We start from the raw sequence: 22,239 nt of genomic DNA on the forward strand, positions 1-22,239 counted from the left end.
CGCCGGCCCGGCCGACCATCGGGCGCCGCGCGCGCGCCGGAGCAGCGCGCCCGCCTGCTCGACGTGGCAATCGCGCTGTTTGCCCGCCAGGGCATCGTCGATACCACGCTCGGCGCGATCGCGCGCGAAGCGGGCTACACGCCGGCCATGGTCCATTACTACTTCAAGACGCGCGATCAGCTGATCGACGTGCTGATCGACGAGCGTTTTGCGCCGCTGCGCAAAGCGCTCGCCGGCGCGTTCCACGAGAACGGCGACGACCCGGTTGCCGCCATTACGGAACTGGCGCGCAGGCTCGTCGAGATGGCCGGCGAATATCCGTGGTTTCCGTCGTTATGGGTGCGCGAAGTGATGAGCGAAGGCGGGTTGCTGAAAAAGCGCATGAATGAGCGCTTCGGCGATACACGCCAGAAAGCGACGCTCGCGCGTCTCGCGAAGTGGCAAAGAGAAGGGCGCCTGAACCCGGATCTCGAGCCGTCGCTGCTATTCGTGTCGATATTGGGGCTGACGATTCTGCCGCTGGCGGCGTCGAATGCATGGCGTAGCGATCCTGCGCGCAACCGGCTGACTGCGGCCGATATCGCCCGTCACGCGCTGGCGTTGCTGACGCAAGGCGTCGGACCGCGCTGACGTCTCACGCTCCGCTCACTGCTCGAGCGGCCTGCGCTCGAGTTGTCCATCGAGTCCCTGCGAATCGGTCAGCGCGTCGAGCGACGCGAACGCCGCATCGCGATACTTCGCGGACAGCACACCCCAGCGGCGCGCCCACAGCGACGTGACGACCGGCGTGAGCAACGCGGTCACGACCACCGAGGTCGCCACCAGTGCGGTCGCCGCCGGCGCGACCGCGGCGTAGCGCGGCTCGATGCCCGCGATGATCTGCGGCACCGCGACCGCCGCGCCGGCTGTCGACGATGCGCCGATGCCCGCGGTGCCATTGCCCTTCGCGAGGAAGATATCGGCCAGCACGAGCGTCGTGCCGGTCACGAGCATCACGCAGATACCGACCAGAATGCCGAGCAGGCCCGTGTTCAGGATGACCGCGAAATCGAGGTTATTGCCGAGCGCGAAGGCGAAGAACGGCACCATCACCGGCACCGCCGAGCCGAAGAAGCGGCGCAGCTCCGGGTCCAGATTGCCGAGCGCGAAGCCGATCAGAAACGGCAGCAGCGCGCCGAACAGCGTCGCGTACGGGAAGCTCGCGATGCCCGCGATGCCGAGCGTCACCATGGTCATGAACGGCCCCGATTCGAGCGACATCAGGCAGAACGCTCCCGCTTCCTCTTTCGTGCCGTACTGCTGCATCAGCGCCATATAGAGGCCGCCGTTCGTCTCGTTCATCACACAGATCACGGTGAGCGCGGAAAGCCCGGTGAGAAAGCCCGACGTGATGCCGCCCGGCGGCAGGAAGCGCGACGCGACGACGCCGGCGAGCGCGGCCGTCGCCACTTTGGTCGCCACGAGTACGCCGCTTTTGCGCAGTACGACCGGTGTCGCCTTCAGGCTGATGCTCGCGCCCATGCAGAAGAACCAGACAGCGAGAATCGGCAGCGTGCCGGTAATCAGCGCGTTCGAGAATGAGCCGAGGGACTTGCCCGCATGCGGCGCGAATGTATGCACGCATGCGCCGAGCAGAAGCGGAACCAGCATCAGTCCGCCTGGAATACGGTCGATGGCTTGCTTGATCTTCATGCCGGAGCGCTCCTCCACGGACGGGTCGTGCCCGCTCGGTTGTTATCGGTTGCGCTGCCCGCCGCAGTGCGCGCCGGGCAGTGCCGGACTGCAATTTAGCATTGCTTCGGAACAGCGTTCTAAAAAAATTGGCATTCAACCGTCATCGTTTACACCTACGTAATCCAAGCTGGATATGTATCTGTCACGCATCGCCGCGAGATCTATGCGCATTGACATGAACCATTTTGGACCGATGTTCCGAAATCAATCTTTTCATGCTCTAATGCGCGGCAAGCGGCCGGTGCGTATGCCGCGACTTCTGACAACTGGATGGAGACAAGCGGATGGACGAACAGGCCGTCATTTCACCGAGCTGGTCGATTCATTCAGGTGTCGGCACGCGCGCGTATACGTTCATCTGGGGCATGGTGGGCGAGAACCTGGTGTTCAAGGACATGGATCATGTCGCAGTTGCGGATCTGCGCTGAGCATATGAAACAGGTTGAATGCAGCGCACGCATCACACGTATGACATGCCGGGCGCGCATCGCATCCGAAGTAACGATGGCAACTACGGCAACCACCGCAACCACGCACGGAACACCACGCGCATGAACCCCAGCCTGTTCGATCTGACCGGCAAGATCGCGATCGTGACCGGCAGCAACACCGGCCTCGGCGCGGGGATGGCAGTCGCACTCGCGCAGGCGGGCTGCGATATCGTCGGCGTTTATCGCAGCGCGCCGGGCGATACGCCGGGCGCGATACGCGAAATCGGGCGGCGCTGCGTCGACGTGCAGGCGGATCTCAATACGATCGAGCCGATCGCGCGGATCGTGCAGGAAGCGCTCGACGCGTTTGGTCGTATCGATATCCTGATCAATAACGCGGGCACGATTCGCCGTAACGATGCGTTGAATTTCACCGAGGAAGACTGGGACGCGGTGACCGGTGTCAATCTGAAGACGGTGTTCTTCCTCGCACAGGCCGTCGCTCGGCAGTTCGTTGCGCAACAGGGCGGCGGCAAGATTATCAATATCGCGTCGATGCTGTCGTTCCAGGGCGGCGTGCGCGTGCCGTCGTACACGGCCGCGAAAAGCGGCGTGCTCGGCTTGACGCGTTTGCTCGCCAACGAATGGGCGGAGCGCGGCATCAACGTCAACGCGATCGCACCGGGTTATATGGCGACGCGCAACACCGAACCGCTGCGCGACGATGCACGCCGTCACGATGAGATTCTGTCGCGCATTCCCGCTGGTCGTTGGGGTGTGCCGGATGATCTCGCGGGGCCGGTGGTGTTTCTCGCGTCGGCTGCATCGGATTACGTGCACGGCCATACGCTTGCCGTCGACGGCGGGTGGCTCGCACGCTGACGCGGCGGCGCATCGCACAGTGACTTCGTGATGCGCGGACCAGCGCACGCGGGCCGCTTCGCGTTCGCCGCAACACTTCGCGCGGGCATGGGCAAAAGCGCTATGCTCTCGTTCCAGGGAAAGATGAACGGATGACGAAATATGCGAGTGGCAGCCAGAAAAATTAAAGCTGACGACAGGCACGGCGACATCGCATTAGCCGGCAGCGCCGAGCTTGCGGCTGACGGCGGCGAACGCAGCGAATCGGTGGCCGCGGTCAACAAGGTGTTCGCGATCCTGCAGGCGCTGGGTGAAAACAGCCAGATCGGCATCAGCGAGCTTTCGCAGCGCCTCGTGATGTCGAAGAGCACCGTACATCGCTTCTTGCAAACGCTGAAAGGTCTTGGCTATGTCGCGCAGGAAGAAGACACCGATCGCTATCGTCTGACCATCAAGCTGTTCGAGCTCGGTTCCAAGGCGCTCGAAAGCGTCGATCTCGTCCGCGAAGCCGACGTACAGATGCGCCGCCTTTCGCAACTCACGCGCGAAGCAGTTCACCTCGGCGCGTTCGACGAAAACAGCATTGTTTATATCCACAAGATCGACGCCGACTACGACTTGCGGATGCAATCGCGCATCGGCCGGCGCAACCCGCTCTACAGCACCGCAATCGGCAAGGTGCTGCTTGCGTGGATGGAGCCCGACGAGGCACGCAACGTGCTATCTCACGTGGTGTTCAGGAAGTCGACGCCGAAAACGCTGGCGTCGGCGCAAGCCGTATTGAACATCCTGCCGCATGTGCGGGAGCAAGGGTACGGCGAGGACAACGAAGAGCAGGAAGAAGGGCTGCAATGCATCGCGGTGCCGGTGTTCGAGCGCTTCGGGCGCGTGATCGCAGGGCTTTCGATTTCGTTTCCGAGCATGCGTTGCGGGGCCGATACGAAAGCTCACTACGTCGCGCTGCTCAAGGACGCCGGGCGTGCAATTTCGGCACAACTGGGCTATCACGACAGTCAGCGCGCGGTAGATTAAGCATTGTGCAGGGTCCGCAACCGGTCACGCGAGCGCCTTAATGTTGGGCTAAGGTTGCGTCGCCAGCCTCGCTGCGGTGCATTGCGCACCAGCGTACACTTCCTTGCAACTCGTCGGACGCAGCCGGGTCAATGGACGGTAGATTGATACGGAGCGCACGGCGAACAGCGCGCCGGCGGTTCGTGCAGGAACGTTGTGTAATTTCGCAGGGGAAGGGTGTGAAGGTCGTACAGTCTTTTCGCTGTCGGCGCTGGCGCGGAGCAGGTGCCTGACCAGACCACGTCAGAATGCATAAACAAGCTGTACCAACAGCTTTTTGGGTAACAACGCAAAAATGAACGGTGTATTAAGGCTCGATCAGGCGACGATCGTGCTTGTAGAAGACGACCCGCAGAATCGCGAGTCGCTCAAGAGTTTGCTCGAATCCGAGGGTGCACATGTGGTGGCGGTGTCGGATGCCGAGGAGGGAGTCGAAGCGGCGATGCGTGTGATGCCGGACGCGGTCGTCTGCGACATCGACTTGCCGGCGATGGACGGCTTCTATCTGATCCAGCGGCTGCGCGACCACGAGATTCGCGGCGATCACGCGCCGGCGGTGGCGGTCGCGATTACCGGCCACACCGACGACGCCTACCGGCTACGCAGCATCGGCGAAGGATTCCAGCACTTCATGACGAAACCGGCTCGCCCGGAGACGCTTGTGACGCTATTGCACGACGCAATCGGCACGCGCGCAGCGGGTTAGCGCCTACTGGTGTGTCGCTGCGGCGCGCGTTGCAACGCATGCGCGTTGCGATCCGCGTCCGGCGGACGACCGGCGCGTCTCGCGAATGAGTTCGCGTGAAATAATCTCGCGTGAATGCTAGCCGGCGGCGGCTTGTGCCGCCTGGCATGCCGCGCACAGTCCCTTCAGCTCGATCTCTTCGCCGGCCAGACGATAGCCGGCATCTTCGACTTGCGCGATTAGCGCTTCGCGCAATTTCGGCTGATGCAGTTCGGTGACGCTGCCGCATTGCTGGCACACCACCAGCATGCCGTGCTGACAGTGCGTCAGATCGTGGCACACGGTGAACGCGTTGATCGACTCGATGCGGTGCACGAGTCCGGCGGACAGCAGGAAATCCAGCGCGCGATAGACGGTGGGCGGCGCCGAACCGGGGTGGATTTCGCGCATTTCGTCGAGCAGCGAATAGGCCTTCGTCGCGCGTCCGGAGTTCAGCAGCAGTTCGAGCACCTTGCGCCGGATCGGCGTGAGTTTCTCGCCGCGCTTGCGGCAGTACGCATCGGCCAGCGCGAGCGCCGCCTCCGGCGAAGCGGCATGGCGATGCGCGGCGGACGCGCGCGCGCGGGGTGACTTTTCGGTGGCCGCGGAGGCCTTTGCATTTTTCATGCGCTGATTATAAAGGTCCGGCGCGCGTGCGGATTCAGTCGAGCTTCACATCGAAACCGCGCTTCACCGCGGGCCGCTCGAACATCATCTGATACCAGCGCTGCACGTTCGGGTAGTCGGCCAGGTCGACCTTATGGCGTTCGTGGCGCCATGCCCAGCCGAGAATCGCGAAATCGGCAATGGACAGATCGCCCGCGACGTATTCGGTCTGGCCCAGACGCGTATCGAGCACGGTGTACAACCGCCGCGTTTCCGCGGAAAAACGCTTGAATCCATACGCGCGGTCGCTTTCGGATTCGAGCGCGGCGAAGTGGTGCACTTGCCCGGGCATCGGTCCGAAGCCGCCCATTTGCCACATCAGCCATTCGAGCACCGGCACGCGGTCGCGCAGGCTTTTCGGCAGGAATTTGCCGGTTTTTTCGCCGAGATACAGCAGGATCGCACCCGACTCGAACACGCTGATCGGCTGGCCGTCCGGTCCTTGCGGATCGACGATCGCCGGGATCTTGTTGTTCGGGCTGATGCGCAGGAAGTCCGCCTGAAACTGCTCCTTGTTGCCGATATTGACCGGCTTGACCGTATAGGGCAGCGCCATTTCTTCGAGCGCGACGCTGATCTTGCGTCCGTTGGGCGTGGCCCACGCGTATAAGGTGATGGTCATGTCGCGAGGTCGTGTAGATCGTTGCGCAAATGGCTGCGCGGGTCGGATGAGCCGCGGGGTGGGCCGCGCCGGCTCACGCGCGCGGCGCGTGTCCCGCGCGTGATGTTGCGGTTCAGGTCAGCGGGAAATCGATGTATTTCCGGAAGCCGGTGCGCGGCGCGAGACGCGCGTACCAGCGTTCGAGATTCGGCAGCGACGGCCGTTCGATTCCCTCGAGGCCGAACCAGCGCCTGGCGTACGAACCGAGCACGATATCGGCCAGCGTAAATTGCTCGCCCTCGATATGAAAGCGCCCTTGCAATTGCGCGTCGAGCATTTTCCACAATGCGCCGGTTGCTTCGAGATCGGCGGCGAGCTTCGCGGTGTCGCGCTTTTCCGCGGGCGTGCGCACGAGCGCAAGAAACAACGGGCGCTCGGTCGGCGCGAGCGTGGCGAGCGTCCAGTCGAGCCAGCGGTCGATGCTCGCACGCGCTTTCGGCTCAGCCGGATAGAGGCTGCTCGAGTCGCCGTACTGCATCGCGAGATAGCGCAGAATGGCGTGCGATTCCCACAGCACGTAATCGCCATCGACCAGTGTCGGAACACGGCCGGTCGGGTTCATGACGAGATATTCGGCGGTATTGTTGCGCCCGAATTGCAAACCCGCGTCAATGCGGTCGTACGGCAACACCAGTTCGTCACAGCACCACAAGACCTTCTGAACGTTGACGGAATTGCTGCGTCCCCAGATCGTAATCACCGGCACACTTCCTCTGACATTACAGTTTGGCAAGCCGCGCACGCGTGCGGCGTTCAGCGGTTAACGATACACGAAGCCGAATCGTCCGACTGAAGCGCACGCGAGGCCGTCGCGTTCGCCTCGCGGCATTGCGTACAATGAGCGCTCGCTGGCGCAGCGGCATCGACCGGCACCGGTGCACGCCAGGCACACGCCAGGTGTTCGCCAACTGCACGCCGACACTCCGATAGAAGCGCCCACTCATCACGAGGCACTGCATGGCCCGCATCGTTCCCGACGACTGGAAGCATGTCGCCGCCACCGGCGCGGCGGCGCGCGAACGCGAAACGCTCGCCCTCTTTGCCGAAGCGCTGCCCGCCGGCTACACCGTGTATCACGGCGTGCATTGGACGCGCGTCAATCAGGGCTTTTCGGTGTTCGGCGAAGCCGAGTTCGTGGTCGTGTCGCCGTCGGGCCGCGTGATGCTCGTCGAGCAGAAAACCGGCTTTTTGCGCGAAACGCCGAAGGGGCTCGTGAAGGCGCATCTGCAGGTCGAGCGCAATGTGGCGATCGCACTCGCGCGCACGGTCGAAGGGCTGCATCGGCGTTTTACCGCGGCGTTCGGCGCCGGCACGTATTTCGTCGACGGGCTGCTGTACTGCCCCGACTACGCGGTGAAAGAAGCGGCGATCGCCGGCGTGGACCCGGCGCGGATCGTCGACGCGACGCGCAAGGAGCGGCTCGCGGCGATCATTCGCGACGCGCTGCCGGCCGACGAGCCGCGTTTGCCATGCGCGTCGAAGGTCCATCATTTTCTCGCCGACGAATTGTCGCTGACGCCTGACGCCAGCGCGCTCGTCGGCCAGGCGGGCACGCTCGTCACACGCCTCGCGGGCGGTCTGGCGACCTGGGCGCGGCGCCTCGAATTCGCACCGTTCCGGCTGCGCGTGATCGGCACCGCCGGTTCCGGCAAGACGCAACTCGCGGTGCAGGTGATGAAAGACGCGGTCGCGCGCGGCGAGCGGCCGCTCTATGTGTGCTTCAACCGGCCGCTTGCCGATCACATCGCGCGGGTCGCGCCGCCCGAAGCGAAGATCGCGAACTATCACCAGCTATGCGACTGGATCGCGCGCGACGCCGGCCGTGCGCCGGACTTTACCGCCCCTGACGTATTCGAGCAGCTCGAAACTGTGTTCGCGCAGACGCCGATCGACGCGCGCTGGCAGTACGATGTGCTGATCGTCGATGAAGGGCAGGACTTTCGCGAGGCGTGGGTCGCGCCGCTCGAACGCGTGCTGCGGCCGGGCGGCAAATGGTGGTGGCTGGAGGATCCGCTGCAGAACCTCTACATGCGCGAGCCGGTGGCGCTGCCGGGCTGGACCGTGCTGAAGGAAACCACCAACTATCGCAGCCCGCGCGACATCCTTGATTATCTGCGCGACGTGGTCGGCGCAACGGTGCCGCTCGCGGCCGGACTCGCCGCCGCGAGTCCGTTCGACGGCTCCGACATCGCGCTGTCGACGTACGACGAGACCGAGGCTGCGCACAGCTGCGTCGATGCGACCAAACGCGCGATCACGCAGGCGTTGTCGCTGGGTTTTCGCAAGCAGGACATCGCGGTGCTGTCGTTTCGCGGACGCGAAGGCTCGGTGCTTGCCGCGCTCGACCAACTCGGCCCGCACCGGCTGCGCAGCTTCACCGGCAAGTACGATCTGTTCGGCAGCCCCGAGTATCGCGACGGCGATGTGCTGCTCGAATCGATCTACCGCTTCAAAGGGCAGGCCGCGCCGTGTGTGATTCTCACCGAGGTCGATTTCGACGTATTCGACGAGCGCAGTGCGCGCAAGCTGTTCGTCGGCGCGACGCGCGCCACGATGAAGCTGATCGTGGTCGCGTCGCATCGTGCGGCGCGGCAATTGCAGTTGGGCGAAGCGTCGGAAACGGCCGACGGGGTCGAGTGAACGGAACCGAAGCGCCGGCTCTGCGTGCGAACCGGGCTCGGCGGGACGCTATGAGGCGTCGACTGTCGAAGGCGACCAGCGCGATGCATTCACCAGCGTACCGGTACGCGTCGCCGCATCCCACCAGATCACGCGCAGCAGCGGCGCGGCCTGCGCAATGCGCAGCGCCTGCACCGGGTCGCTTTCGATGAAATGCGTGACGCCGCAGCGCAGGGCCGCCGCGGCCTTGTGCTCGGCCGCGGCCAGCGGCGTCTCGTCGTGCGCGTCCGGCACGCGCATCACCAGTTCCAGGTGACCGAAGCCGTGGCGCTCGAGCCAACCGCGGGTCCGATCGAGATCGGTCTGCGGGCGGCCGGTGATCACCGCGCGCACGCGCTCGAGATCGATACCCGGCAGCACCTCGAACGGCTGCAGCGCATCGCGTTCGGCGAGCGCGGCGGACAAATCCGCGTCGTAGCGGGACAGCGGCACGTCCGGCAGCAGGATGCCGTCGAGGTCGATCGCGTACGTCGCGTACTCGTGATCGTGCGCCATCGCCTGCGCGTCGCCGGCTTCGACCTGCAGCCAGTCTTCGCGATAACCCTCCGTGTACGCCTGCCGCTCCCACGGGAACAGCGCGAAATAGCCGGTCGCGTCGTTCGCATAGTCGGGGCGAATGCGGCTCAGTTCGTCGAATGCGCCGGTCAGCGTCTTGACGATCAGCCCATGCTGCTCGAGAAACGCAATGCAATCGACAAGCGTGAACCCGCGGCCCGCGATGTCTTCGCACAGCAGCACTTTCGATCCGGGCGACGGCAGCGGCAAGCTCGAATCCCATGTCACATGCCGTGCGCGGCGGTCATAGCTCAGAAATGCGACCGGCACGCCGATGCTGTGCGAGGCCATCAGTGCGAGCGGCGCGCCGCCCCGCAGAATGCCGATCGCGGCTGAAAATTCTTCTGCGAGCAAGGCCGGTTGCAGCGATTCGATCCAGTGGTCGAGCTGTTCGTAAGTGAGCTGAAGAACGGGCTTTTTCATGGCTGGCGTTCGTTTGCGTTCGTTGCGTTCAGTTGCGTTGAGGGTGCGAATGGACGTTCAAAAGGGGCCGGCAGGTCGATACGCAAGGGCCGTCGACGTGGCGGCTTTTTCAGGATGGAGGCGATATTATGCATGCGGTTCACCGAATGCGCGCTTCAAATGGCGCATCGCACGGGGTTGTGCGGCGTGCGCAGCGCGCGCGGTGAACCCGTATACACATCAAAAAGAAAAGGCCAAACCATGCGGGAATACGACGGAATAGCGGGTTTTTTCGACCGGACGACACGCGGCGCGCTGGCGTTCGCGATGCTCGCATGCTGCGCGGCAGCGGCGCACGCCACACCGATGGCGCTCGACGTGACCGGCAAGATCGCGCATACGACCGACCCGGAACACCGGCTTTTCCACTTTTCCGAAGCGCAGATTCTCGCGCTGCCCGCGCATTCGATTTCGACATCGACGGCATGGACGCCGAAATCGACCTTCACGGGGCCGTTGCTCGCGGATATCCTCAGGGTGGTAGGCGCTTATGGCGACCGTATCGAGGTACATGCGTACGATGACTACACCTACACGGTGCCGGTGTCCGACATCGGCCGCTATGGCGTGATCGTCGCATACAGCATGAACGGCCAGCGGCTCAAGATCAGCGATTTCGGGCCGCTTTTTCTGATTTATCCGCGCGACGCGTATCCGGCGGAACTGACCGGCGGCATGACCGACGCGAAATTCATATGGCAGATCAAGGCTCTGATCGTCAAGTGACGAGGCCGCAGACGCCGCGGCGCGCGGCGCGCCGGTGGCGGCGGCGCGTCGTCTACGCGCTGATCTGGCTGACCGCGCTCGCCGCGCCGACCGCGGCGATCGGCTACCTGCTGTACGACGCGCTGCTGAACCCGCGCGTGACGCAGCTTGCAGGTGCGTACGACGGCTTCTACTGGGACGCCGCACAGTTGCAAATTGCGTATGCGCGGCTCGAGAGCCAATTGCTGCAGTACGAAACGGGCATCGACGGCGACTATGCGCAACTGCGCCTGAACTATCACCTGCTGCAGTCGAAGCTGCACGTGATGGCCGGCTCGACGCGCCAGTTGCCCGCCCAGGCGGCGCTGGCTGACGAGCAGCGGCGCGAAATCCGCAAGCTGACCGACATGCTCGATGCGCTCGAGCCGACGCTCGATGCGCTGCCGCGCGACCCGATGCTTGCGGACACGATCGTGCTCGAGTTGCGCCGTCACTGGGACGCGCTCAATCATCTCGCGTTGAGCCGGCGCTTCTCTGAAGTGACCAACCGCGCGGCGCTGAATACGGACTTCCTCGCGAAGCGGCGCATGCTGTTCGCAGCCGGCCTCGTGCTGCTGGTGCTGCCGGCGGCGGCCAGTGCGCAACTCGTCGTGAACGCGCGGCGCCGCACGAAGCTGATCCGGCAGCAGCGCGCGGCGCTCGACGCCGAGCACCAGGCGAGCCGCGCGGCGCGCGAAGCGGGTCTCGCGAAAGACGCGTTCCTCGGCATGATCAGCCACGAGCTGCGCACGCCGCTGCACGCAATTGTCTCGTCGATCGAACTGCTCGGCCTGAACCATCACGCCGAAGCGGACCGCAAGGTGATCCGGCGGCTCGAAGCCGCTGCGCGCCAGCTCGAAACGCAGATGAAGGATTTGACCGACTACGCGCGCCTTGGCGCGGGCAAGCTCGAGTTGCGTCACGAGCAGTTCGACCCGCGCGAGCTGCTCGCATCGGTGGCCGACGAAAGTGAACCGGCCGCGAGCGCGCGCGGCCTCGCGTTCTCGAGCAGCGCGAGCGGCGCGAGCGGGCTGGTCGAGTCGGACCCGCACCGGATCCGGCAGATCGTCACCAACCTCGTGACGAATGCGATCCGCTATACGGAGAAGGGGGGCGTCACATTGCGCTTCGAGCAGCGCGCCGACGCACTCGTGATTGCCGTGGGCGACACCGGGCGCGGTGTGCCGAACGCGCAGATTCCGCTGATCTTCAAGGAGTTCACGCGGCTCGACGAGTCGCGCGCGCAGCGCCTCGAAGGCGCGGGGATGGGACTCGCGATCGTGCAAGGTCTCGTCGATCTGTTCGGCGGCAGCATCGTGGTGGACAGCCGCGTCGGCGAAGGCACGACGTTCACCGTGACGATTCCGGTCAGGTCCGTCGCGCCGCAGGCGGCGCCGCCGCTGGCCACGCAGGCGCCGCAGCGCGGCGCGCGCCCGCGCGTGCTGGTGATCGACGACAACCCGCTGGTGCGCGAGTCGCTATGCGAAATGGTCGCGCATATGGGCTGCGACAGCACCGCGCTCGACGGCGCGGACGCCGCGCTTGCGTGGCTCGACGCGCAGCGTTGCGAGCTGATTCTGCTGGACCTGCAGATGCCGGATAAGGACGGCTACGCGTTTGTCCGCGAGTTCGCCGCGCGTGATGTGCATGCGCTTCGCGTGCCGGTGATCGCGGTCACCGCATACGGGCCCAATCTGCAGACAAAAGGCGTCGAGAATGTCTTCTTCGAGTGTTTGACGAAACCTGTGCACTACGATGTATTGCGCAATGCGGTGCAGCGCGCGCTTGCGGCGCACGCGGCTAAACAGGCCAGCGATGCCAGAGACGCGCGGGGCGGCAGTGCGGCGGTCGCGTAACGGCCGTCGTCGGCGTGGGAGCTGTGGCTGGCTAGACGCGGCGCAGCCGCTTCGACAGATCGGCGACCAGAATGGCCATCCGCGCGGGTTTTTCGTAGCACGCGACATCGAACGAGCGCACGACGTCGCTGATCTCCGACTCGCTCGCCTTGCCCGTCAGCAGTTCGCCGGTCAGCACGAAAATCGGCGCATCCGGGTTTTCCGACGCGCGTACGGCGCTGATCGCTTTGGCCGATGTCTGATTGCCGAATAGCCAGTCGATCACGACACCGTCGAATACTTGTGTGTGCAACGACTCGTTGAACGCGTCGAGGCCGTAGATGGCAACCGCGGTGAAGCCGTTGCGTTCGAGGTAGTCGCGCAGATTGTCGGCGGAGAGTTGGTCGTCGTCGACGACGGCGATCAGCGGTTTGTCGGTTTCCGCGCGGCGCGGGTAGATCTCGATCTTGTGTACTTCGAACGCGTTCTGATAGAGCGCGCCGTCGCAGCGCACGACGCGCCACTGGTCATGCCGCGACCACGCGATAAACTCCGGCCGGCTGCCCGGCTCGATCGGTGCGCCGACCCATGCGGTGCACCCGAGTTCGAGGTTGCCGATGCAGAACAGCGCCTCCTGCGCGGTGGCGCCCACCATGCCGGGGTCGAGCGACTGCGCGCCGAACAGCTGCGCGGCGGGCTCACCGAACACTTCGGCGACTTTGCGGATTTGCGACAGCGTCCACGGACTGTTGCCGCGCAGTTTGCGATGGCCTTGTGAGAAGCTCAGTTCCAGAATGCGGCACAGCTCGCTGGTTTGCTGGCGCTTCGCAATGCCGTGCCGGCTCATCAGTTCGCGCACGCGTTCGGCGACCGCGAGGGAGTCCGGGGATTGGGCGTCGTTGGGCATGCTGGATGGTTGTTCAGTCGTCGAGTTATTCATTGGGCATTGGCGCCTGATGCGTATTCTAACGAGTAAGTCGATGCAAAATGCATCAGGATCACTACCGGATTGACGCGCGACTGTTGTGCGGGTGTTGATACGGCTGTTGTACACCGGAGTACGAAGCGCTTCCTTCACTTCGGGGCGTTCATTTGCGCGAGTTCACGTGGGTGCGTGTGTTTGAGGGCACTCATTGGGTGTGCTCATGCAGGTGCGCTCATTTGGGTGCGCTCATTTAGGTGCAATATCGCGGCGCACGCGGATGATGTGTTGCTCGACATAGAACGCTGCCGCATCGCCGTCTCCATTGACGATTGCCTCGTAGATCAGACGATGCTCGGACACATACAGGCGCAGGCGGCCGATGTCGTAGATCGCGTCGTCTTTCAGCCGTTTCCACAGCGGCTGGTTCATCGCCTTCGCGACTTCGTCGGCGATTTTCACGAATAGTGCGTCGCCGGTCATCATCGCGAGCTGGCGATGGAACAGGCGATCGCTGTCGTTCCATAGCGCGCGCTGCGCGGCATCGTTCAGATCGGTGATCGAATCCATTTGCGCGAGGTAGTGCTCGGCGAGGTCGTCGCGTTGCGCGTGCGTCGCGGCGCGGCGCGCGATGGCCGGCTCGAGCACGAGACGCACGTCGAGTGCCGATGTCGGGCTGAAGTCCGCATCGGACGGTGCGCCGTTTGCGGGCGCGGTGGCGAGGCGCTGCAGCGCATCGCTGCATACGTAGGTGCCGGAATTGCGGCGCGTGAGCACGAGCCCTTCGTTCTGCAGTGCGCCGAGCGCCTCGCGCACCGCCGGCCGGCCGACGCCGAAGCGTGCCGCCAGCTCGCGTTCCGACGGCAGGCGCGACAGCGGCGCGAATTGACCTGCGCGGATGTCGATACGCATCCGCTCGGCGACCTGCTCGTAGATCTGCTTGGGGCGGAACGCGTTGTCTGGCGGCAGCAATGTCATGACCGAATGCGCGTCGGATAACTGATCAGAAATAGAACCAGTTCGACGCGGGATTTTTGAAAATTGGTTGATATGGAACCAAAGGTGGTCTACATTCAGTGCCAGTATAGAACAGTCTGATTCGGAGACAACAAAATGGTCTGCATAAAGGATCATTCGCCGGCGCTGCCACAAGCGGTGCGGAAGGCTCGGAGGTGATGCGCGCATGAAACTGAACCGCGTGATCAGCACGGTTGAAGTGCACACCGCAGGGGAACCGTTTCGCATCGTCACGAGCGGCCTGCCGAAAATTCCAGGAAAAACGATAGTCGAGCGGCGCGCGTGGCTCAAGGAGCATGCGGATTATCTGCGGCGCGCGCTGATTTTCGAGCCGCGCGGGCATGCCGATATGTACGCTGGGTATCTGACCGATGCGGTTAGCGAGGGCGCTGACTTCGGCATCATCTTCGTTCACAACGAGGGCTACAGCGATCATTGCGGACATGGCGTGATTGCGCTGGCCACGGCGGCGGTGTCGCTGGGTTGGGTCGAGCGGACCTCGCCGGAAACGCGCGTGGGTATCGATGCGCCGTGTGGGTTTATCGAGGCGTTTGTGAAATGGGACGGCACGCATGCGGGCAGCGTGCGCTTTATCAACGTGCCGTCGTTTATCTGGGAACGCGATGTGAGCGTGCGGACGCCGAGCTTTGGTGAAGTGCGCGGTGATATTGCGTTTGGTGGGGCGTTCTATTTTTATACATCAGGTGTGCCGTTTGATCTGGCTGTGCGGGAGTCGGAGATTGAGCGGTTGATTCGCTTTGGCGCTGAGGTGAAGCGGGCGGCGAATGAAGCGTTCGAGGTGCGGCATCCGTATATTCCCGAAATCAATCATGTGTACGGGACGATTATTGATAACGCGCCGCGTCATGCGGGGTCGACGCAGGCGAATTGCTGCGTTTTCGCGGACCGTGAGGTTGATCGGTCGCCGACCGGGTCGGGGACTGCGGGGCGTGTTGCGCAGCTTTATTTGCGCGGCGAGTTGAAAGAGGGGGAGACGCTTGTTAATGAATCGGTGATTGGGACGATTTTTCGCGGGCGTGTGCTGCGGGAGACGAAGCTCGATCGGTTCGATGCGGTCGTTCCGGAGATCGAAGGGGAAGCGTTTATTTGCGGGTTTGCGAACTGGATTGTGGATGAGCGGGATCCGTTGGCTTATGGGTTTTTGGTGCGGTGAGGGATTCGTTCGAACTACTCCGCGGACGCGGCATTACCTCTTGGTGACCGTTACTCGCGTATCCCATCCATCACCGCACGCTAACCGATACGATTCGACACGGTATGACGCAGCGTCGTTGGACTACCGGGTGGGTTCGTGGGTGTCGAACTCCAGGTGGGTGTAGCTACCCAATGTCTGCAAGTCGATAGCCTCCGAGGGAATGTCGCGGCTGGGGGGGAGTTCTTGCTGCCACGATGTTCGTTTCACGCACGGTCGCACGTTGCTTGAATTGCTGTTTCCGCTAACACTGCCACCTGACCCGTTGTTCATTCGGCCGCTACCCGACCGTCGGTCTGCCTCCAAACTACTCTCCAGACCGGAATCATTGTCCACATGTTGGCTTTGGGCGATATGATCGCTTTGCCCTAAAGCCGGTTCGTTCGATTCCACTACCCTTTGCGATGATGATGCACGCCGGGATGACGCCGGAATCTCTTCTTCCAACTCGGCGCGAATAGGCATTGGCAGGCCGGTCCTCCGGTAATCGTGCAGATTAAATTCAGGGTTCTTCGGCCTAAGCTTTCGTACCTCTTGAAGCATATTTATGCCGGAGACCACGCTCCCGATTTTACCGATGGTTCCAATGACCTTATGGGCGATTTTAAGTTTGGCTGCCACTGCTTCGTTTCCGTGCTTTGCTTCCACGCCTGAGGCTATGCCTAAAGCAAGTCCTGTGACACCCAAAGCGGCCGATCCTAGCGCGGTTGCATTCGCGGCGCTCGCGGCTACGCTTGCGGCTGCCGCTCCCACAACCGCGGAGTCCAAGCTGGCCCCCACCACGCTGCCCATCAGGGTGACGGCTTCGGTAAAAATTGCGGAAAAAAATGCGACCATAAACTGCTTGCCACTTGGATCGATCCGGTTTATCGGGTCATTTGCGCAGTACGCGTATGCATTTATTCCCCCCAATCCGAATGGACTTTCTCTGTCCGGGCAGTTGAACCGCATTAACGCAGGATTGAATGCACGGTAGCCATTCCCCAAGTGCGTGACCCCGCTCATCGGGTCGTTCCGCTCTCCGTTGAATCCCGGGATCGACATCGGTATACCTTCGCCGCGTTCCAGACAACCGAATGCTGCATACGAAAGGTCTTGTGGCATGCCGTCCGACAGCGCGAGCAGGGCGCTGCCGGTAAGATCGGTGCCGATAAGTTGAAGTGCCATGGTTCTCTCCGCAAAGGTATTGAGCTTTGGGTGCGCTCGGCGTCGCCAAGCTCCACTTCGTAGTCTTCGCGCAAACCTCACTCGTCGCTGACCGCGGCGCATCCGCCGTTAACCAGAACAAAACGACTTTGCTGATTTGCAGTTGCGCGTACCTCATTGACCAATTTCTGGCCGCGATAATACAACTGCCGGACATCAGCATTGTTAAGTACTTGAGTGACCAGCATGTCGTTAGCGTCGTACCCATAGCTGGCGCTTCCGCCATCCGGTGACGAGACAGTGGCAAGCCGGCCCGCGTCGTCATAGGTGAGCGTCCGGCCGGCCTCATCCAGCGTCATTCGTCCATTTGAGTCGTATTGCAAATCTATCCGGACCGGGTAAGCGCTATTACCAGAATGAATAACAGCAGTAAGTTGGGTCGGGTCCGAAGCATTGTCGTAGATGAAGGTCGCGGTGTCGGCATTGCCGTTGACTGGTGTCGTCACACATTGCGTCATATTGCCAAGCATATCGTATTGAAAACCCTGCGACGCAATGAACTGACCATAGCTGTCTGACGGAGGCTCGTTTCCGCTGCATGAATAGCTAATCAAGCGATTGCGTTTGTCGTAACCAAAATCTTCATTGCGTAAGACGCTACTGCCACGAGACGTCTTTCGGGTTGCAAATTGATTGTTGAACCGGTAAGTGCGTTCGACGGTCATCGTTTCACCTCCGCTTGTCAGGAATGCGCGCCTGGTCTCCCGACCGAAATCGTCGTAGGTGAACTGCGTGGTCAACGATGCAGACGAGGTAGCATCTGTCGCGACCTGAGTAACTAGACGACCCGCTTCGTCGTATGCGAATGTGACGTGCACGGTGGGATCTGTGAGCATCACCATCCTGCCGAACTCATCGTACGTCGCTTGTTGCAACTTACCACCGACGTCTGTGTATGAGAGCGGCTTGCCAAGTAAAGTCCATGTGTAGTCGGCATGGCGCGTTGCCCCTGTGGTTGGCACAAACTGTTCCCGCGCAATCCTGCCGCTGGCGGACCATTGGGACGATCGTGCGAGACTCCCATTCTCGTTAGCATCGACCGGTCTTCCAGTCTGATTGTTATATGTGAAATCTTGCGACAGCGTCGGACCTCTGACCTCACGCACGGCGTTTTTCAGTTCGGGAATGTATTGATATGAAAGCGTCACACCTAGATTGTCGGTGATCGACGATGGGTCGTACCCCGCATTTGCGTAGGAGCGGGTTTCCGATCTGCCGCCAGTCATAATCTTGGTCACGCGACCGAGTCCGTCGAATGTTTGACTGCCAAGATCGGCTTCGACGCCGCCTTGACTGACCTTAATTTGGGATATTTGCGGCTGCTTTGACTGAGGCGCGTAGCCCCTCGTTACCACGGTTTCGTCTGCCAGAGTTTGGGTACTTGCCCTATCGAAAACGTCATAGCTATATCGGGTTGTGTTTCCCACTTCGTCTGTTATCTGCCGCAACCGGTCTAGCCCGTCATAGACGTAGCTGATTGTAGATTGCGTTATCCCTTCTGAATCGATAAGATCGATTTTAATCGGTGATTTTGCAGTGTTATAGTGAGTAACCCGTCTGCCTAGCTGCACAGAGCCTGAGTTGATCTTCAGCTGAGAAGTTTGGGTGCGAGATACTGGGTCGTTACGTTGGTATTGTGTGTGTCCGCTCTGGTATTTTAGTTCATAATTGTTACCCCAGTCATCATACATACAAGTCGTGACCATCTGGAAAATCTTGCTTTTGTCTTTTGGATCAAGATAATCGGTGACAGTGACTCGGGCAGGCACATCGAATACATTGTATTCGATAGTTGCCGTGTCGAACCACGTTGTTGGAAGTCCAGCATCGATCGCATTATGGCAGCGGCGAATGGGGTGATTCTTTCCATCTACATAAATTTGTTCTGCATTACCCAAAATATCCGTGATGGTTGTACAGACACCCGAAACAGCGCCATTCGAATTAATGCACGGTTCATACAAAAATGTTAACGTGTTTTCGTATTCTGTTTCGGGATTAAGAACTCTCGAAACAATTCGCCCAGCAGCGTCATAAACGAAATTAATAGAATTTCCCAGCCTGTCTTGGGCAGAAAGTAATCTCATGCTCAGCCGTGATCGAGATATTTTTTTAATCCAGCTTGTGTTATCAAAACCGGTAAATGTGATATTTTGATGAAGCGAGGTACTCTGTACATCGAATATCGAGCTTAATTTTCGAATATAGTTCAGTGAGCCGTCAAAAATAGTACTCTCCAAATAATTCGCACGTCCGTAATTGGGTGAGCTTTTATCAGATGCGTCATAAGAGATTGCATTCGATAGAAGTTTCGTACCATTTCTAGAAACGGTCTCGCGACTTAGTAATATGCAATTTTCCACCGGGCTGTTATCACGGGTTGGAATACTCATATATTGGTATTCTGTTATCTCCTCCGGTACATCGTCGAAGTCAGACGGCGCCGGGGTGACGGTTTTGCTCTTTGCGTGGAGTTTAAATCCATTAGGCTCGGGCGGGCATCCAGTATTGCCTGCGTTCACTTCTCCGTCCGCCGAGTAGTATACCCATGTCGTCAATTTCCCGTCGAGTGCCTGCTCGGTCAACTTGTTGCCGTCCTCGTCGTATGTAGTTGTAGTTACCTCGCTATAAGACGATGCGTCAACAGGCAGCGTCGTATCGGTCCAGGTAATAGTTATTTTCTTCCGCTGCTGGAATTGAGGTGGTTGATTGGAAAATGCAACTCCGACTTGTGCGTAATATTCAATTGCGGTACTACGAGTGCACGAGCCTTTGGCAACTGTCTCGCTCACTAACAAATGGTAGTTATTATATGTGCGGATTGTACGATGTTCAGAGTTGTTTTCGTCAGTAATTATCTCTGTGCTGCCATACGTGTATTCGTTCAGAATCTGATAGGCGTTATCGTTATCTGGATCCCATGTATTAACACCTCCCCAACCTAGATAGTTTTGTGTTGTATATTGATAAGTGGTCACCATACCCGGCCGGTCCGGCGACGAAATCTGTGTATAGCGTTGTACCGCAGGCAAATCAGGTTGCCCTGCTGCTGGTGGAAATTTCATTATTCCAGAAGAGTAATTTGCGATCTCCTGGTAGCCTGTGGGGGAGGTCATCTTGTATAACAGGGTATAGTTTGATACGGTTTGATATTCAAACGTCCAAGTAAAGTTCAAAGCACCGGCGTTAATCATGTAACCTGTCAGGTTCTGGTTGGAAAACTTCAACGTCACGGTGTATCTCTCAGAGCTACCGGGCCAAACCTCGATTGTAGTTATGCCATTGTAAGTAAGGCTACACAACTGAGTGGTCTCATCGCTAATTCCGAGCAAATGAGTCGCGCTGCCAGAAATTCCCCACGAAAAAATCAGACCGTATCCTTTTGAGTTGAATTTTTTCGTGCAGTAAAATTGATCGGGTCTGACGGGGGTTAATATTTGAATTTCACCTGTTTTTTGAATATAATGATATTCGGAGTCAGATATTTTTTTAAATATGAAATGATTGGCCGGATTCTGCTGAATTAAGACGGAACCGTCTGTTGTTTCGATTGCTTTATATTGTTCTCCTGAATCAAGCGTTAGCAGGTGATTCGACCGATCATAGGTGGACACTGAACTAGCCCAGCCAATTCCTAGACCCATGCTATTGTCTGAATAAAACGGGGCGTATTGTAAATTTAAGGAAAAATCAGGTCCGCAACCGTTATTTCCCTTGAATTCCGCAATTTCCAGCTGGACGTGGTATTGACCAGTACGGGAGTCGACATTACCTTGAGCAGGATTTTCGAAATTGGACGGAGCTTGGCTAAAATGGGATGCGGCCATGATTTTCCCTTTTTACATAATTTGTGATTCAGATTTACGTCGCACGATTGTCTGGGCCTGTAAAAACAATTGAGTTGGAAATTAGTTTTGCGAGGTAAAGGACGGAATCCCGCTTGCCGGAGAATCGACGGTTCCTTGAGCGAAACCCTCAAATCAGATAATGCTCGAATAAACGGTTGCAATCGATCATACCGGTTCGTCGTCAATGGCTTCGATTTTAATCGTGTTGTCATCGTCGTCGCCCTTGTAAAGAGTGACTTTGACACTATTTCCGTAAGCGTCGTATACGGTAAAATAAGGGTGGACGTTCCAATTATTGGCTATATTGCCCTGATAGTACTCATCGGGAATGCGTCCAGTGAAACGGGCGGCTGTTGGTCGATGGTTCAAGTTGACATTTCTTATAGAAAATGAGTTTGTCACATTTTCGAATCCCTGATTCGTTGTTTGCGCCGTCATTGACATTTCAGTGGTTGTTTGGGATTCCATAAACTGAACCAAATTTCTTAGTGTGTGGGAGGAGTAATGGAAACCAAAAAGACTGAAGCCGTCCGAAAAACCGTAATCAACATTTGAAGCGGTCCAGGTTTTGATTATGTTTTTGGTGTTCGTGAATTCAAGGTAGTAATTGTCATGGTCAATGGTCATTGGATAGCCAGTGGTGACGCTGGTGGAAATTGTGGTTACATTTTCCTGTTTCAAAGCAATATCGTCTTTGGTATACCGAATGGGTTCCAGGAGCTCGATATCAAGTTTACAATTAAACGCATTTGGACCGAATGATCGAGTAGTATAGGTCGTGCCGTTAATGCAGATTCCCGCAGCTATTGCGCAGTATCCTGATCCGCCCTGAGATTTTGACGTCACGTAGGCCGTCATTGAACTGTCCGTGGTTCGGGGACGGGCGGCGCTCGACGTTTTTCCGGTGGAAGGGATGCTTTCGTTATATCCTGTGCTAGTTGTGCTCCACGTGCACGGGGTGCTCGACAAATCTGTGCCACCGTCGGTGTCCTGGGCGTTACACAAATATGCGCACTGCTGCATCTGCTCCTCGGTGAGTTGCACCGAGTCCGGGTAAAAGGAAACAAACACCTTTATCGCGACCTCGTGCCGGGTATTGGAATACAGTGACATTCGTGTCACGTCCGGTGCACCGTCAAATTCAATTCGTAGTTCAGTGACAACGGCGGAGGCAGGTATGTCATCGTTGTACTTTCTTAATGGCTTGAATCTGGCGTTCTCATTCATGGCATGCTCCAATGTGAGGTTTTCAACTTCCATGGGTTTGTTGGCGGCTATTTACGTTTGAAGATAGATATCTTCGCCAAGTCGTACGGTTTCGATGTAGTAGAATATATAGCCTCGATTTATTAAAGTGATGGAGCTATTGGAAAATATTAGGAAAATCGAAAATCGATTAAGTTGGTAAATCATATTGAAATATAACGTTCGAATTCTATGAGTATCCAGAGTTGATGGCGCCATGCGTGGGCCGGTTTCAAAACGTTTTAAACGGTTTCTGGAAGGAGCAGTTGAGACGGTAGTAACAGCAGACGAATGACGGAATCTCAGAAGCCGCTGATAACGGTGCTATCGGGCTTTTTTCTTGCGCACCTGATAAGCTAAAAGAC

At 59.3% G+C, this 22,239-nt stretch carries 18 protein-coding genes and 1 pseudogene; 9 read left to right on the forward strand and 10 right to left on the reverse strand.

The annotated features are described in order from the left end of the window. The coding region (locus HV675_RS24815; RefSeq protein WP_175114102.1) for a TetR/AcrR family transcriptional regulator at positions 1-630 on the forward strand (630 nt) is incomplete at its 5' end. 15 nt (positions 631-645) lie between these two features. Here the strand turns inward: HV675_RS24815 and kdgT are convergent. Beyond that, positions 646-1,692 carry a 2-keto-3-deoxygluconate transporter gene (gene kdgT, locus HV675_RS24820; protein WP_175114103.1) on the reverse strand — a complete coding sequence of 349 codons (1,047 nt, stop codon included), beginning with the start codon at positions 1,690-1,692 and terminating at the stop codon, positions 646-648. A gap of 329 nt (positions 1,693-2,021) precedes the next feature. Between kdgT and HV675_RS24825 the strand changes: the two are divergent. The 4 genes and pseudogenes from HV675_RS24825 to HV675_RS24840 all read left to right on the forward strand — a co-directional run. After that, positions 2,022-2,162: pseudogene (locus HV675_RS24825) on the forward strand (5-dehydro-4-deoxy-D-glucuronate isomerase); the annotation flags it as partial. A gap of 123 nt (positions 2,163-2,285) precedes the next feature. Next, complete coding sequence (kduD, locus tag HV675_RS24830) at positions 2,286-3,047, forward strand: 2-dehydro-3-deoxy-D-gluconate 5-dehydrogenase KduD (protein ID WP_175114104.1); 762 nt, start codon at positions 2,286-2,288, stop codon at positions 3,045-3,047. Between the two features lie 141 nt (positions 3,048-3,188). Next, positions 3,189-4,058 (forward strand): DNA-binding transcriptional regulator KdgR, encoded by an 870-nt coding sequence (gene kdgR / locus HV675_RS24835; protein ID WP_175114105.1) that lies wholly within the window; start codon positions 3,189-3,191, stop codon positions 4,056-4,058. 334 nt (positions 4,059-4,392) lie between these two features. Next, entirely contained in the window at positions 4,393-4,803 is a 411-nt protein-coding gene (locus tag HV675_RS24840; protein ID WP_175114106.1) for a response regulator, read from the forward strand. Between the two features lie 117 nt (positions 4,804-4,920). Here HV675_RS24840 and HV675_RS24845 read toward each other — a convergent pair whose 3' ends face one another. The 3 genes from HV675_RS24845 to HV675_RS24855 all read right to left on the reverse strand — a co-directional run bounded on the left by HV675_RS24845 (position 4,921) and on the right by HV675_RS24855 (position 6,848). Next, complete coding sequence (locus HV675_RS24845) at positions 4,921-5,448, reverse strand: Fur family transcriptional regulator (RefSeq protein ID WP_175114107.1); 528 nt, start codon at positions 5,446-5,448, stop codon at positions 4,921-4,923. A gap of 34 nt (positions 5,449-5,482) precedes the next feature. Beyond that, positions 5,483-6,109, reverse strand: a complete 627-nt coding sequence (locus tag HV675_RS24850; protein WP_175114108.1) for a glutathione S-transferase family protein — start codon at positions 6,107-6,109, stop codon at positions 5,483-5,485. Between the two features lie 112 nt (positions 6,110-6,221). Next, a complete protein-coding gene (locus tag HV675_RS24855) occupies positions 6,222-6,848 on the reverse strand; it encodes a glutathione S-transferase family protein (protein WP_175114109.1) in 627 nt (208 codons plus the stop codon). Between the two features lie 257 nt (positions 6,849-7,105). On the opposite strand from HV675_RS24855, the gene HV675_RS24860 reads away from it, so the two are divergent. Continuing rightward, a complete protein-coding gene (locus HV675_RS24860) occupies positions 7,106-8,788 on the forward strand; it encodes an ATP-binding domain-containing protein (protein WP_175114110.1) in 1,683 nt (560 codons plus the stop codon). A gap of 48 nt (positions 8,789-8,836) precedes the next feature. On the opposite strand, the gene HV675_RS24865 is transcribed toward HV675_RS24860, so the two are convergent. After that, a complete protein-coding gene (locus HV675_RS24865; RefSeq protein WP_175114111.1) occupies positions 8,837-9,805 on the reverse strand; it encodes a phosphoribosyltransferase in 969 nt (322 codons plus the stop codon). A 240-nt stretch (positions 9,806-10,045) separates the two neighbouring features. Here HV675_RS24865 and HV675_RS24870 point away from each other — a divergent pair, with 240 nt between their 5' ends. Then, positions 10,046-10,570, forward strand: coding sequence for a putative pterin-binding protein (locus HV675_RS24870; RefSeq protein WP_175114112.1), 525 nt, complete (start codon positions 10,046-10,048; stop codon positions 10,568-10,570). Beyond that, on the forward strand, positions 10,540-12,444 hold the full coding sequence (locus tag HV675_RS24875; RefSeq protein WP_175114113.1) for an ATP-binding response regulator: 1,905 nt from the start codon (positions 10,540-10,542) through the stop codon (positions 12,442-12,444). Before HV675_RS24870 ends, HV675_RS24875 begins: the two co-directional genes overlap by 31 nt. A 31-nt stretch (positions 12,445-12,475) precedes the next feature. On the opposite strand, the gene HV675_RS24880 is transcribed toward HV675_RS24875, so the two are convergent. Together HV675_RS24880 and HV675_RS24885 are read right to left on the reverse strand one after the other, a co-directional pair. Further along, the gene (locus HV675_RS24880) at positions 12,476-13,330 is read right to left on the reverse strand and encodes a helix-turn-helix domain-containing protein (protein WP_175114114.1); all 855 of its coding nucleotides are present in this window, start codon (positions 13,328-13,330) and stop codon (positions 12,476-12,478) included. Positions 13,331-13,594: 264 nt separating this feature from the next. Then, positions 13,595-14,323 (reverse strand): FadR/GntR family transcriptional regulator, encoded by a 729-nt coding sequence (locus HV675_RS24885; RefSeq protein WP_175114115.1) that lies wholly within the window; start codon positions 14,321-14,323, stop codon positions 13,595-13,597. A gap of 205 nt (positions 14,324-14,528) precedes the next feature. Between HV675_RS24885 and lhpH the strand changes: the two genes are divergently transcribed. Continuing rightward, entirely contained in the window at positions 14,529-15,536 is a 1,008-nt protein-coding gene (lhpH, locus tag HV675_RS24890; protein ID WP_175114116.1) for a trans-3-hydroxy-L-proline dehydratase, read from the forward strand. 123 nt (positions 15,537-15,659) lie between these two features. Here lhpH and HV675_RS24895 read toward each other — a convergent pair whose 3' ends face one another. The 3 genes from HV675_RS24895 to HV675_RS24905 form a co-directional block, all read right to left on the reverse strand. After that, positions 15,660-16,742, reverse strand: coding sequence for an RHS repeat-associated core domain-containing protein (locus HV675_RS24895; RefSeq protein WP_246270524.1), 1,083 nt, complete (start codon positions 16,740-16,742; stop codon positions 15,660-15,662). Between the two features lie 77 nt (positions 16,743-16,819). Then, positions 16,820-20,608, reverse strand: a complete 3,789-nt coding sequence (locus HV675_RS24900) for an RHS repeat domain-containing protein (protein WP_175114118.1) — start codon at positions 20,606-20,608, stop codon at positions 16,820-16,822. A gap of 186 nt (positions 20,609-20,794) precedes the next feature. Then, complete coding sequence (locus HV675_RS24905; RefSeq protein ID WP_175114119.1) at positions 20,795-21,856, reverse strand: hypothetical protein; 1,062 nt, start codon at positions 21,854-21,856, stop codon at positions 20,795-20,797. Positions 21,857-22,239: the final 383 nt, after the last annotated feature.

Source organism: Paraburkholderia solisilvae (assembly GCF_902859875.1).
GTDB lineage: Bacteria > Pseudomonadota > Gammaproteobacteria > Burkholderiales > Burkholderiaceae > Paraburkholderia > Paraburkholderia solisilvae.